This window comes from Pseudomonas sp. BNK-7 (assembly GCF_048072025.1).
In the GTDB taxonomy this organism is placed as follows: domain Bacteria; phylum Pseudomonadota; class Gammaproteobacteria; order Pseudomonadales; family Pseudomonadaceae; genus Aquipseudomonas; species Aquipseudomonas danubii.
This window is the reverse complement of record NZ_CP182252.1, coordinates 4,604,733-4,617,948: the sequence shown is the minus strand read 5'-3', so window position 1 is coordinate 4,617,948 and position 13,216 is coordinate 4,604,733. Positions and strand designations below refer to the sequence as shown.

The following is a 13,216-nucleotide window of genomic DNA, read 5'->3' as shown; positions in this document are numbered from 1 at the left end:
TTACAGGCAATGACGGTTCAGTCTGGGGACTGAACCCGCTGCACGAAGCCCTAAAAGCGTTGCGGGCCAGTGCGCTCCGGAACAGAGTGCTGATTTAGGATTAATCTATCATTAAGAGGTAATTGATAGATTTTGAAATATTTAGTTCCCGTCCCATATACGATCCAGCGAGCGACTGCTCCCGGGTCACGCCCGGTCCGGTTTCACAGTTCGCTGTAGGCAATCCGCTGATGACTGGGCAAGGCGCGGTTCAACAGTTGCTCCAGGGATTGTTCCGGGGGCAGGTAATCGTCGCCAAAATCGCCGTCGGCCAACTGCGTCGGGTGGGCTACCACTTCGACCACCCCCGCGGGGATGAAGCCGTCCAGCAGATCCTTCGGCGTACACACCGTGTTCACCCAGCGTCCCGCAAGCCAGCCAATACGCCGGTTCAACGCACTTTTGAACAGGCGCTTGAGGGGGCCGATATTGCCGCCGACATTGCGCGCCAGGCGCACCGGCACCCCTTGGCGGGCGGCGAAGCGGGCAACGATGGTCGCCACCGGCCACAGATTGTGCACGTGCTGGTGGGAGTCGATATGACTGGGTCGCAGCCCCTGGTCGACACAGCGCTGCCATTGCGCCGCCAGTTCCTGCCACACGGCCTCGGCAGCTGCCGGCGGCAGGCGCAGGACGGAGCGCGACAGGTTCAGGTCGAACTGCCCCTGGGCATTGCAGAACAGAGCCTGGCTGCGGATGCCCTGGCTCAGGGGCGCGCCGTAGGTCAGGTTGAAATGCAGGCCTATGCGTCCCAGCAGGGCGTGCTCGTGGCTGAGGCGACAGGCATCCTCGAAGGCCGGCATGTTGGCCATCAGGGTGGCGGAGCTGATCACCCCGCGCTGGAAGGCACGCAGGGTCAGTTGGTTGTAGTCCGGGTCGAGGCCGAAGTCGTCGGCGTTGACGATGACCCGCTGCGCTCGGGTGACGGTCAGGGTGTGTTTCATGGGCGAGCCCCTTGTGCGGTGGTGGTCTGGCGGCGCTCGCGCCAGGCCTTGAGATGAGGTTTGAGCTGTTGCCAGAGGCGCTCGGCGACACCGGCCAGCAGGCCCCGGGGACGCCAGGAGTAGAAGCTCCAGCGCTGGTGCTCCACCAGGCCGCTCATGCGTTCATGCAACTGATGGCTGGAGCGGCTGAGGCTGACCCGGGAGGCGTCCACCCACTGCCAGCCTTCCTCCAGGCCCCAGCGAATCCATTCGTCCAGCAGCAGGCGGCCACTGCCCAGGTTGGCGTAGTCGGCGAGGAAGGCGATGTTGTAGTCATACAGGCGACCGCGCTCCAGCAGGCCCAGGCGATAGCTGATGCAGCGGCCCTGGTGTTCCAGCATCACCACCCGCACGCAACCCTCGGCCGCCAGGCCATGCAACGCCGTGTGCATCCACTGTTGGCGCTGTGCTCCGGAGAAGATCCCCAGGCCGTCGGCGCCTTTCCAGCTGGCCTGTTCCACCTCGCGGAGCATCTCCAGTACTGCATCGATACCGTCGGCCTGGGGCGTCACGCGGATCACCCGGGCGTCAATCTCCGCACAGCGCTTTTTGGCCCGGCGCAGCTCGTAACGCAGGGTGCCGCTGGCTTCCTCCTGGTCGCTGGGGACGATCAGGTGTTCTGGCGCGCGGCAGCTCAGGGACTGTTCGCTGTACCCGCTTGCCCGGCGCCAGGGCGCCAGCAGGGGGGCGGCATCCACCAGTTCATGGAATTGCAGCAGGTCATGGGGCAGTTGCCGGCGGATTTCCCGCAGGGCCGCGGGCATGGCGTCTTGTGCTGGAGCGGCCACCAGCAGCGCCAGGCGGTCGCTCAAGGGATGGCCCAGGTGGCGGACCACCTGCAGGGTCAGCCCGGCCCTGGATTCGCGGCCGCGGATCAGCGGCAGGCACAGCAGCAGGCGCTGGTCCTGCCAGCCCAGCAGAATCTGCAGCTGCTGATCCTGCAGTGCCTGTTCGGCGCCTCGCAACCAGCTCAAACGATTGAACGGCGTGGCCTGCTCGACGGTTTGTCGCAGCTGTTCATAGGCCTTTACGGGGAAATCCTGGGCACTCAGGCTGGTGCACCATTGCCAACGCAGGTTCACGTTCGCTCCTTGTCTATTTCAGTGGCTGGGGCCGGTGACTCGGCCAGGCGACCCCGGCGCAGGTGATGCAGGCGCGTCTGGTGATAAGGGCGACGCCGGTGGAAATGCAGGCAGCGCAGCAGGCAGTAGACGTGCAGGGATTCGCCGACTTCCTGGAAACCCAGGCGCATGTGCATCTTCAGCGCCGGCTCGTTGCGCACATTGACCAGGGCCCGGGTGGCTTTGAAGCCTCGCTCGCGGTACTCGTCCCAGAGCATCTTCTGCGCCAGGATCACCACCCCCGAGCCGCGAAACGGCGGCGCGCATTCACCGGCGAACTGATACAGGCAGCCCGGCGGCATGCGCATCCAGCAGCGGTACAGCTGATCGTCGTAGTAATCGCGCTCGCTGACCCAGACCATCATCATCACGTTGCCGTCCGGGTCCAGGTGCGCGCTGCCCCGGTTGCCCTTGTCCAGCAGGCCGCGAATGGCCGGCAACTGGGCCTTGAAGTACTTGTCGAAGGCCGGCAGCAACTCCCGGGTAATGGGCACCTGGGGCCAGCGGCTGGGGTTGATGGGGCAGGGCACCGGCAAGGCCAGGGAGCGCTCCAGAGTCAGCAGCTCCCAGTGGTAATAGAAGAAGCGTTCAGAAAAAACCCGCAGGCTGCCCCGCAGGCCCTTGCGGCGGATTTTGGCCAACAGGCCGGTCAAGCGACTCATAGGGTTGTCCAGGTCAAGGCAAACAGGGTTTCACCGGGCACTTGGAAGCTGGCCCGGCCATCGCTGCAGTGCAGCTCGGTGTGACGGCTGCGGCCATCGGCGCCCAGCAGTTCGAGGGTGGGGCTCGCTTGGCAGATGGTGGCGTCGCCCAGTTCGACGTTTTGCGTGCGCGGCGTCTTGGCCACCCCCAGCAGGCTGTGGCGCTGACCGTCGCGCAGGGCCAGGGCATCCACCTCAAAGGAGGGGTTGTCCAGGGCCTGGACCTGGCCCAGCCAATGCTGCCGGATGAACTGCTGGGCCACGGCCACCGGCTTCAGGCTGAAGCGCTGTGCATCCTGCTGCGACAGCATGCCCTTGGGGTAGTCGGGTTCGTCGGCGGCCTGGAACCAGTTGAGCATGTCGAGCAGGCCGTCCTGGGAGGCGTTGATCACCACCGAGGTCCACCACAGGGCGGCGTAGTGGGTGTCCTGCTGATAAGGGCTCAGGTCCGGGCCACTGGAGATGTTGGTCTGGCTCAGCAACAGCGCCTTGCGTGGCCGGCCCTGCTCATCGAGCCCCACCAGATCGGCGGCGGCGCGCACGCTGGTGCGATAGCGACGGGTGGCCAGCAGGTCGCGGACCATCCATTCGTGCCAGGCCAGGGCATCGATGTCGGCACCGTGTTCGGCCAGCAATTGCCGGGCCCAGTCGATGCCCCGGCGTTGCCCGGCGCCAATGCGAAAGGGACCGTCCAGCAGTCGTGAACTCACCGGCATGGCAATGCGCACTCCGGCGGCGCGGGCGTCGGAGTTGGCCTTGGTGTGTTCCAGCATCTGCGCAAAATAGGCGGCAAACGCTGCGTAGCTGGGGAAGTTGAGGTTGGGTTCGTCGGCAAAGGCCAGGTAATGCAGGCCCTGGTTGCCCAGGCGCACGCTGTCCGCCAGCCAGGCGTCGAGCCCGGCCAGGGTGGCGCTGTCGGCGTCCAGCACGGCCCGGCGGCCGGTGCCGGCCAGCAAGGTGATGTCGCGCTCGATCTTGAAGTCTTCGCGGTACAGCCGGCGAAAGGTGATTTCCCGCTGGGGTTCTTGCTGGATCACATCGACGAAGCTGTAGAAGTTGGCAGCCTGCGGGCCCAGGGCGCGCAGCAGTTCGAAGGTCGACGACGGCGGCTCGGCATAGGGCAGGGCGATCCCCAGGTGCGGGCTGGGACCGCGCACCTGGGGTTTGAGGCGCAGCTCGACCCGCGCCGGGGTCCATTGCAGCGGGTGCAGCTGACGCAGGTCCTGGGCGAACAGGTTGGCAGTGCCGTCGAGCCAGAACGCCACCTTGCCGGAGCCGCCCAGGGACAGGCGCCAGACTTCGTCCTGCTGGGCCACCGGCAAGGCGCTCTGGTCGAATTGCCCATATTGCGGGTGCTCCACCAACGGCAGGCGGACCTGCTGGCCGTCGCTCAGGCGCGTGGCCTGAAGCACGCTGACCCCGCCGTAGTACTTGCCCGCCAGCAGCGCCTGCTCGCCAGCGGCCACGCGAAAGTACAGCTCGACGCCGCTGGGCACATCGGCACTGAAATGCACCTTGGCCGGCTCGAACTGGGCCAGGGTCGAACGGTCGTGGCCGACCTTGAAGTTGCGAAAGCTGTAGCCCGGCACTTGCAGGCGATAGTCGCCGCGGGCGGCGGGCAGCTGGATCTCTCGCTGGCCGTAAGGTTGGTCGGCGCGGATGTCCAGCTGTTGCAGCAACTGGCCGTCCGGTTGCAGCAGGTACAGCTGTTCCTGGTTGGCGTCGCTTTGCCAGGCCGGGCTCCAGCGCAGTTGCAGGGTGTCGGCGCGGTCGGCTTGCAGATACAGGCTGCCGTCGCGGATATCCCCCCATTGCATGGGCTCCGCGTGCAGGGATGAGGCCGCCGCGATCAGCATCAGGGCGAGCAGGGAACAGGGTTTCATCAGGCCGTTTCCTTAGGGCGCAGTAGATGGCGCACGTAGACAATGTCTCCAGGTAGCAGGATCAGGGTGCGGTACCAGGCCACGCCGCTGAGGTGGCAGTACAGGCCGAGCATCACCAGGCTCACCGCCAGGTAGGCCATCGACGAGGCCAGGCCGGCGCCGACGATGCCCAGTGGCGCAATCAATACCGCGTTGAGGATCAGGTTCAGCAGCGCGCCCCCGGCCAGCAGCAGCGACAGGCTGCCGGGGCGCTGTTTGCCCAGCAGGTCCAGGCGCAGGATGCTGGCGTAGCACAGGCCGAACAGCCCCGGCAGCAGGGCCAGCAGCGCGTCGTAGGCTGGGGCGTAGGCGGCGCCGAACAGGGTGACGATCAGCCACTGGCCGATCAGCGCCATGCCCAGGCAGGCGCCAAGCATCACCGTGGCCGTCAGGCGCAGGGCCAGGGCCGTCAGTTCTTCGATACCGGAACCTTGCTGCAGCAGGCGTTTCATCAGCGGCGTGGTCACCGCCTCGGGAATGATCAGCAGCAGTTCGGCGGCGGCGCTGGCCATGGCGTACCAGCCCAGGGCGACGGGGTCCAGCAGGGCGCCGATGAACAGGTAGTCCGAGCGCAGCATCAACTGTTGCGACAACACCCCCGGGTGGCTCTGGGCGCTGTAGCGCAGCAGCTTGCCCTGCTCACCGGCCTGCCAGCGCAAGCGCAGGTCATGCCAGCGGCGCAGCCAGCACCAGCCGACCACCACCACCAGCACGGTGCCGCCCAGCCAACTGACCAGGGCCGCCGACAGCGGCTGGTCGCGCCAGACCCACCACAGCCCGACGAACAGCAGCAGCGGCACCAGGGATTCCAGCAGGCGCAGGGCATTGAAGGCCTCGACCCGGCCGTCCGCGTTGTGCAGGGTCAACAGACCGCTCTTGAGCACGGTGATCGGCACCGCCAGCAGCAACAGCCAGGCCAGGTCGCCCAGTTGCAGGCTCAGTTCCCAGTGGCTGCCCCAAGTGTTCATCAGGGCCAGCCCGGCCAGAGTCAGCAGGCTGGCCAGCAGGCAGCCGTAGACCAGCACCTGAGTCAGCAACAGTCCCATGGGGCGTTGGCGGGCGGCTTCATAGCCGACGGCGGTATTGAGGCCGCCGCTGGTCAGGGCCGCGATCAGGTCCGGCAGGGTGCTGAGCAGGGCGAACAGGCCGCGATCCGCCGGGCCCAGCAGGCGCGCCAGCAACACGTTGCGCAGCAGCCGCAGGCCGATCATCGCCAGTCGGGTGCCCATGCTCAGGGCCAGGTGCCAGAGGTAGCCGCCGCGCTTCATGCCCGGGCTCCCTGGAGCAGGCGCCAGGCCAGCAGCCCGGGGCGTCCGGCGCTGGCGTGGCTGACATCGATGCGGGGCAGGGCCAGCAGCGGATTGCCATCGGCCTCGATCAGCCCCGGGCGGGTGCCCAGGGCATAGCGATAACCCAGTTCGGCCACCGCTGCGCGCACCTCGGGATTGTGATCGCCATTGGGGTAGCAATAGACCCCCAGCGGCGCCTGACAGTGCTCCTGCAAGGCGTGGTGGGAGCGCTGCAGATCGGCCCGCATCGCGGCGCCGTCAAGCCGGGTGAGAATGCCGTGGCTGGCACCATGGGGACCAAAGCGCACCAGTGCCGAGCGTTCCAGGCGCTGGACCTGGGCCCAGTCCAGGCTGTGGGGCGCGCTGTCGTCGGGGCAACTGTCGGCCAGGGCTTGCAGGGTCTGGGGCGGCAGGCCTTTGAGCTGTTGCAGATAGCCCCCGAGGATGCTGCTGCGAGCGCGGCTGGCGCCGGGTTGCAATAGCTCCGGTGGTGGTGCCAGTGCCAGGGCCCGCAACTGTGTCAACAGCGGTTGAGCGGCGGCGCTGTCGGCCTGTTGCCACAGGGTTTCACCAATGGACTCCCACCAGAAACCCTGGCGCTTGCCGATGAAGTCCGTGGACAGGAAGATGCTCGCCGGCATCTCGTAGCGCTCCAGCAGGGGATAGGCGACCTCGGCATTGTCCCGCCAGCCATCATCGAAGGTCAGGGCCACCCGGGGCCGGTCGCCCGCAGGCAACTCCAGCAGGTGCTGCAGGGGCACACAGTCGAAGTGCCGACGCAGCCAGCGCAGCAAGTGTTCGAAATGCCCCTGACCGACGCACAGCGGCGCCCGATGGGGCAGGCTGGCTTGCGCGGAATCGGCCACTACCCGGTGCAGCATCAGCACCGCGCCGGCGTCGCTCAGGCGGATACGGCCGAAGCTGTGCAGATAGGCGCTGCCCAGCAGACGCTTGAAGGATTGTTTGATGGCCATGTCAGCGATTCTGTTGTGGGTTCCACAGGGCGTAGCGCCGCCCGCGGAGAAACTGCCAGAGGCCCATGCTCATGCCGGCCAGGGTCACCAGCACGAAGCCGGCGAGACGAAATACCTTGGGCAGGCGCCCGCGACTGTCCAGCAGCCCCATCACGCCGGCCGCGTAACCCAGCAGTTGGGCCGCCAGGCCCAGGCTGTAGAAGGCGCCGGCGTTCCACAGCCACAGATTGCTCAACAGCAATGGCAGCAACAGCACCGGGGCCAGGCGGCGGATCAGCTTGTGGCTGATCAGGGCAATGGCGTAGGCACCGTGGCGCAAGGGGTTCATCAGTTCGCGGCGCTGAGCCAGGCTCTGCAGGCCGCCGACCGTGACCCGCAGGCGCCGGCGATATTGCTTGCCGGCTTCGTCCACGCCCTGGTCCAGGACCTGGGCCTCCTCCACATAGACGATGCGCTTGCCGGCCACCGGGGCGCAGGTGCTGATGAAGAAGTCATCGTTGACCTCGGCGGGAATGCGCTGGAACAGCTCGCGGCGCAAGGCCAGCAGCGCGCCGTCGGCGGACACCATGCAGCCGGTGCGGTTCTCGGCCTGGCGCAACCAGGCTTCGTAGTGCCGGTACAGGCTGTCGCCCAGGCTCAGGTTGTGCCCCGGGTCGGGGATGATCATGTGCCCACCGCAGGCGCCAACCTGTGGGTCGGCCAGGGGCGCCAGGAGCTTGCCCAGGGTGTCGCCGGACCATTGGTTGTCGGCGTCGGTGAACACCAGGATGTCGTTGCGCGCCAGTTCCACTGCGGCGTTCAGGGCCCCGGCCTTGCCCACCCGGGGCAGGTCCAGGACCAGCACCCGCGAGTCGCGCACCGCCAGGGCGGTGGCCACGGTATCGTCGCTGGAACCGTCGCTGGCGAGGATGATCTGCAGGTCCGTGGCCGGGTAGTCCTGCTGCAGCAAGGTGCGCAGCTTGTGCTCGATGTGCGGGCCTTCGTTGTGGGCGGCGATGATCACGCTGACCGACAGCGGCTCACCCGTCTGCAGCGGGCGCGGCCGCACGAACAGGCTGAGTAGGGCCAGTAGCAGCGGATAACCGATCCAGGCATAGAAGGGCAGTAACAGGCACAGCCAGAAAATAGTGTTAGCCACGGTCAGGTCTCACGACAGAACGGTTGAACAGACCCTGCACCAGGGCCACGGCGCCCAGGTGCAGGCGCACCCAATGCAGCAGCCAGAGTTGCAGGACAAACAGCAGATCGCGTTGGCGCAGCCCCTGGCGCAGGGCCAGGACCAGAGGCGCCAGGGAACCCAGCAGCAGGCATAGCGCGGCGGCGCCCGGCTGGCCCAGCAGCAGGCCGAACAGCGCCAGCAGGCTCAGCAAGGCACAGCTCAGGCACAGCAGGGGAAAGCGCAACAGACGCAGGTTGAGGCCGCCCCCCTGGAGCAACTGCAGGTGGCTGCCCTGGCGCCAGCGCTCCTTGCCGGCCCATTCGCCCCAACTGCCTTCAAAGCCCCAATGCAGCACCTGGGGCTCAGACAGGCTCAACTGGCGGGCGCCGGCCGCGTGCAGCCGCAGACCAAAGTCCTTGTCTTCGCCGGTGCGCAAGTGTTCGTCGAAGCCGCCGACCCGCTCGAACCAGACCCGCTTCAGGCACAGGTTGGGGGTCGGCATCCAATGCAGCAGGCGCGCCGGCTGACTGCCAGCCAGGCTGCGGCGCTGCCAGGCCCGGGCGAACCAGGGCGCGCAGTCCGGGGCGGCGCAGTCCAGGGCAAAGACCTCGGCGCGGTTGTCCGCCAGGGCCTGCTGCCAGAGTTGCAGCCAGTTGCCGGGCACCTCGATGTCGGCGTCGAGAAACGCCAGGCAATCGCCAGTGGCCACGGCGGCGCCGCGATTGCGCAAGGCGCCGATGCCCAGGCCCGGGCACAGCAGCACCCGCGCCCCCAGCTCACGGGCCCGTTGCGGCCCCTGGTCGGTGGAGCCGTTGTCCACCACGATCAACTCGTAGTCGATGGCTGCGACCCGGGCGGCGAGGATCACGCTGTCCAGGGTCCGGGTGATGTGACGTGCCTCGTTGTACATGGGCACGATCACGCTGATCCTTTGCATCTTTGCCTCCCTTGGCCAGGTTTGCATTTATGAGGTGGGCGCCGGATCTTCTTCGGCTTCGAGCCGCAGCACGCTGGACAGGGCCAGGAAGATCCACAGGTACTTGTGGTTCGGCGCGCTGAGAAACAGCAGGAACAGCGCCATGGCCAACAGGCTCAGGCCCAGGTGGGTGGCGATGTCCGCCTGTTCACGCTGGCCGCGGGCGAGGAAGCCCTGGCGCGCCCGCTCGAAGTTGCGCAGGCCCATGAGCATCAGCACCACGAAGCTCAAACCGCCGGGAATGCCCAGTTCGCTGAACAGTTCCAGGTAGGTGTTGTGGGCCCGGCGGAACAGGTCGGGCTCGTTCATGTTTTCCGAGAAGCTGCTGGCGAAGCCGGTCTGCGCGTAATGAATCGGGAAGGTGCCCAGGCCCGAGCCCAGCAGCGGGTTCTCGCGGATCATCTGGCCGCCCACCACCAGGTAGGAAGTCCGTCGGCCCAGGGAGGTGTCCGCCGAATGCGCGCCGGACTTGAGCATGCTCAGGGACTGAATTCGCGCCACGTATTCGGCTGGCAGCACGGCGATGCCCAGGGGTACGACGATCGCCACGGCGAACATGGCGAACCCCAGGTGCTTGGGCCGCAGGCCCTTGAGCCGGTCGCGGTAGTGCCACAGGCCAATGGCGATGGTGAACAGCACCACCAACAGGCCGGAGCGCGAGTCGGTCTTGGTCATCCCGGCCATCAGGGTCAGGCTGATGCCGACCCAGAACAGTCGCCCCGGCCAGTGGGACGAGCGCAGGGCGAGGAGGATCGCCGGCGGCACCGCCATGGCGATCAGCAGGGCGAAGTAGTTGGCGTCCTGCAGCAGGCCGATGGCCCGGCCGCCGACCTGGTACTTGGCGGAGATCAGCGCGATCACACAGGTGATGGCCACGCTGACCGCCAGCAGGCGACAGAGCATCAGCAGGTGGGTTTCCCGGGCGATCAGCAAGGTGACGAAGAACAGCACCAGGCCCACGGCCAGCTCCCGCAGGCTGTCCAGGGACACCAGCAGGTTTTCGCTGTACATCAGGCTCAGCAGCAGGCACAGCAGGAACGGCCCCAGGGCCCGCCACAGGTTGCTACGCAGGCGGGTATCGGGGATGTGCCGCAACAGCAGCTTGAACAGCATGATCAGGATCAGCGAGGCCCCCAGCAGCTTGGCCCCGGAGAACGCGCTGTCCTTGAACAGGCCCTCGAAGGGCACCAGGGCGCAGATGCCCAGCAGGCCCCAACCCGGGCGGCGGTAGAGCAGGGCCAGGCCCACCAGCCCGACCACCACCAGCGGCGCCAGAAACGGCCAGGGGCTGGCGAGCAGCAGCAGGCTGGCCAGGCCCAAGAGGAGGCCGAGAAACGGGGCGGCGATCATACCGGGGTGCTCTCCCTGGCCAGGCGATACAGCTCATCCCAGCTGCGGGCCAGGGTGGGCAGGTGATAGTGCTTGCGCTGGGTGACGCGGGCGGCCTGGGCCAGTTCCTCGGCCAGGGCCGGGTCATCCAGCAATTGGCCGATGCGCCGCTCCAGATCGACGCTGTCCAGGGGCTTGGCCAGCAAGCCGTTCTGCCGGTGTTGCAGGACATCGGGAATGCCGCCCACGGCAAAGGCCACCACCGGGGTGCCGGCTTGCATAGCTTCCAGCAGGATCATCGGCGTACCTTCGGTGCGCGAACTGAGCACCAGCACATTCAGGCGCTTGAGCCAGGGCTGCATGTCCTGCTGGTAACCGGGCAACAGAATGCGCAGCGACAGCCCGGCGGCGTCGATGCGCTGGCGCAGGGCCTGGTTCTGTTCGCCGTCACCGAGCAACACCGCCTTAAGCGTGGGGCGCTGCCGGCACAGGCTGATCAGTGCGTCGAGAAACAGGTCCGGGCCCTTTTCCGCGCTCAGGCGTCCGACGAAGCCCACCATCGGCTCCATCTCGTCGCGGCGTATTTCGGCCTCCCGCAGCGGCGGCCCATCCTGGTTCACCGGCAGCACCCGCTTGGGCTCGGGCAGGCCGTTGGGAATGACCCGCAGCTTGCCCTCGGCCACGCCGGCCTGGCGGTGCAACTGGGCAATGCTTTGGGCCACACAGGCCACCCGGCGCACCTGAGGGCTGCGGCACAGGCGCAGGCTGATCCAGGTGTAGAGCTTCTGTTTCAGGCTGCGCGGCGTGAAGCCGTGCTGGGTCAACACCAGGGGCAGTTGCAGGCGCCGGGCACAGACCCAGGCGAACACCTGGGCCTTGAAGTTGTGGGCGTTGAGCAGGCCGGGCTGCTGCCGCAGATGCGCCAGCAGCGCCTTCAGACAGTGGCAGTTATGGCTGGCCACACCGGCCTCGCTGAACCGCTGCAGCAAGCTCTGCGGGGCATTGATGAACACCACCCGATGCTGTCCCGGAGTGATCCGGCAATGATCCAGCAGCATGCGTTCGGCGCCATAGAAGCCGCCGCTGTGGATCAGGTGCACGATAGGCTGTGCAGCCAGGCTCAGGTCGTTCACTGTTTGGCCCAATACCAGGCCCAGCGCCAGGTCCAGCGTGGATAGGGATTGACCTGTTGCTCTTCAACCGCGTTGAGCACCATCAGTACCGGCAGGCCGAGGTGATCGCTGACCTGGGCCGGGTGCTTGAAGCGGTGATCGAAGAACTCGTAGACATAACCCAGGGCAATCGCCAGCAGCAGGCCGGTGAGCAAGCCCAGGGGAATGATCAGCATAGGCTTGGGAAAGGCCGCTTCGCTGGGTTCGTAAGGCTGGCTGAGCACCCGGGCGTTGGACAGCTCGCCACTGATCAGGCGTTCGCCGCGGCTCTCTTCGTAGCGCTGGGTGTAGGTGAAGAAGGCTTTGTGCAAGGCGTCGATTTCAGTGTCCAGTTGGCGCAGCTTGCTCAGCACTTCCTGCAGGTCGCGGACCCGGGCCTTGTAGTCGTTGATGCGCGCGGTTTTCTGCGCGATCACCGATTGGGTGATCTGCAGGTCGCTGCTGCGCTCGCGAACACGGTTTTCCACCACTTTGAGGAACTGCGCCCGGGCCCGCACGATCTGCTCGCGCTGCTGCTGCATCGGTACGCTGTCGGCGCGGTAGGTGTCGGCGGTGGTGCCGTACTGGCTCACCAGATTGGTCAGTTGTTCGCCCAGTTGCTTGATCTCGCGGTCTTCGTAGGCAACGTTGTCCACGGTGTTGGCGAAGGCGAAGGGGAAGGTGTAGTCGGTGATGCCGGCCTTGCGTGCCGCCGCCAGGTTCTTCTGCAGGTAGTCCAGGCGGCGCTGGTTCTCCAGGGCCTGGTCGCGGTAGCCGTTGAGGGACTGTTCCTCGGTGTTGATGGCATTGAGGCGGAAGGTGATCTCCTCCTTGGGGTCGGAGGCGTGGGCCGCTTCCAGCAGCGCCTGGCGCTTGCCTTCCAGGTCATCCAGGCGCGACTGGTACTGGGCCTTCTTCTGCTCGTAGAAGGCTTCGGGCAGTTCGTTGGATTGCAGGTCCTGGCGGTTCTTCAGGTAGTTGGCCAGCAGGCGCTCGACGAAGCGCGTGCCTTCGGCGGCATTGGGGCTGGCGTAGACGATGGAGATCACGTTGGAGCCGGGCAGGGTGCCGATCTTCAGGTCCTTGACCGCCTGATCGGTGAAGGCATCCAGGCTGGTGTCACGCACCGGGTCCACGGCCAGGCCGAAGAAACCGCGTATCGGGTTGATCACATGGTTGCGCAGCGGATCGATCAGGCCATTGCGGATCGGCTTGAAGATCAGCCGGGTCAACAGGCCTTCGCTGCCGCCGAACTGGCCTTCGCCGCGCAGCTGCTCGATCGTGGTACGGATCAGGGTTGGTGAACGCAGGATATTGCTCTCGGTCTCCATGTCCGCCAGGGACGGTGGGATGAACTTGTCGCTGTCCGGGGTGAGCACGGTGTTGGCGTCGGTCTGCGACAGTTTCTTGGACTGCACAATGACTTCGGCGGTGATCTCGAAGCTCTGCTTGAGCACCAGCGGCAGCACCAGCGCAATCAGGGCGAAACCGAGGAACACCCGCTTGATCAGGCGTCGATTGACAAAGAACACAAGCAGAAACTCGTGCAGGTAGTTTTCGATCTTGGTCATC

Annotated in this window: 11 protein-coding genes; all 11 read right to left on the bottom strand. The window is 66.4% G+C overall.

All coding sequences use genetic code 11. The features are described from left to right. Window positions 1-203: 203 nt before the first annotated feature. Genes ACMGF8_RS20925 through ACMGF8_RS20875 form a run of 11 tightly spaced genes read right to left on the bottom strand, consistent with a single transcriptional unit; the run spans window position 204 to window position 13,215 of the window. Window positions 204-983 carry a carbohydrate deacetylase gene (locus tag ACMGF8_RS20925; RefSeq protein WP_207165861.1) on the bottom strand — a complete coding sequence of 260 codons (780 nt, stop codon included), beginning with the start codon at window positions 981-983 and terminating at the stop codon, window positions 204-206. Next, window positions 980-2,104 carry a GNAT family N-acetyltransferase gene (locus ACMGF8_RS20920; protein ID WP_115580088.1) on the bottom strand — a complete coding sequence of 375 codons (1,125 nt, stop codon included), beginning with the start codon at window positions 2,102-2,104 and terminating at the stop codon, window positions 980-982. Before ACMGF8_RS20920 ends, ACMGF8_RS20925 begins: the two co-directional genes overlap by 4 nt. Further along, entirely contained in the window at window positions 2,101-2,805 is a 705-nt protein-coding gene (locus ACMGF8_RS20915; protein ID WP_102863534.1) for a GNAT family N-acetyltransferase, read from the bottom strand. Before ACMGF8_RS20915 ends, ACMGF8_RS20920 begins: the two co-directional genes overlap by 4 nt. Beyond that, entirely contained in the window at window positions 2,802-4,727 is a 1,926-nt protein-coding gene (locus tag ACMGF8_RS20910; protein WP_102863535.1) for a hypothetical protein, read from the bottom strand. Before ACMGF8_RS20910 ends, ACMGF8_RS20915 begins: the two co-directional genes overlap by 4 nt. Next, window positions 4,727-6,034, bottom strand: a complete 1,308-nt coding sequence (locus ACMGF8_RS20905; protein WP_102863536.1) for a lipopolysaccharide biosynthesis protein — start codon at window positions 6,032-6,034, stop codon at window positions 4,727-4,729. Before ACMGF8_RS20905 ends, ACMGF8_RS20910 begins: the two co-directional genes overlap by 1 nt. After that, window positions 6,031-7,029, bottom strand: coding sequence for a polysaccharide deacetylase family protein (locus ACMGF8_RS20900; protein ID WP_102863537.1), 999 nt, complete (start codon window positions 7,027-7,029; stop codon window positions 6,031-6,033). The genes ACMGF8_RS20905 and ACMGF8_RS20900 overlap by 4 nt, the downstream gene beginning before the upstream one ends. A 1-nt stretch (window position 7,030) precedes the next feature. Next, window positions 7,031-8,167, bottom strand: coding sequence for a glycosyltransferase (locus tag ACMGF8_RS20895; protein ID WP_207816433.1), 1,137 nt, complete (start codon window positions 8,165-8,167; stop codon window positions 7,031-7,033). Continuing rightward, on the bottom strand, window positions 8,160-9,125 hold the full coding sequence (locus ACMGF8_RS20890; protein ID WP_207816434.1) for a glycosyltransferase: 966 nt from the start codon (window positions 9,123-9,125) through the stop codon (window positions 8,160-8,162). The genes ACMGF8_RS20895 and ACMGF8_RS20890 overlap by 8 nt, the downstream gene beginning before the upstream one ends. Before the next feature lie 27 nt (window positions 9,126-9,152). Continuing rightward, a complete protein-coding gene (locus ACMGF8_RS20885; protein WP_207816435.1) occupies window positions 9,153-10,514 on the bottom strand; it encodes an O-antigen ligase family protein in 1,362 nt (453 codons plus the stop codon). After that, complete coding sequence (locus ACMGF8_RS20880) at window positions 10,511-11,638, bottom strand: glycosyltransferase family 4 protein (protein WP_115580083.1); 1,128 nt, start codon at window positions 11,636-11,638, stop codon at window positions 10,511-10,513. The genes ACMGF8_RS20885 and ACMGF8_RS20880 overlap by 4 nt, the downstream gene beginning before the upstream one ends. Continuing rightward, window positions 11,623-13,215 (bottom strand): GumC family protein, encoded by a 1,593-nt coding sequence (locus ACMGF8_RS20875; RefSeq protein WP_207816436.1) that lies wholly within the window; start codon window positions 13,213-13,215, stop codon window positions 11,623-11,625. Before ACMGF8_RS20875 ends, ACMGF8_RS20880 begins: the two co-directional genes overlap by 16 nt. Window position 13,216: the final 1 nt, after the last annotated feature.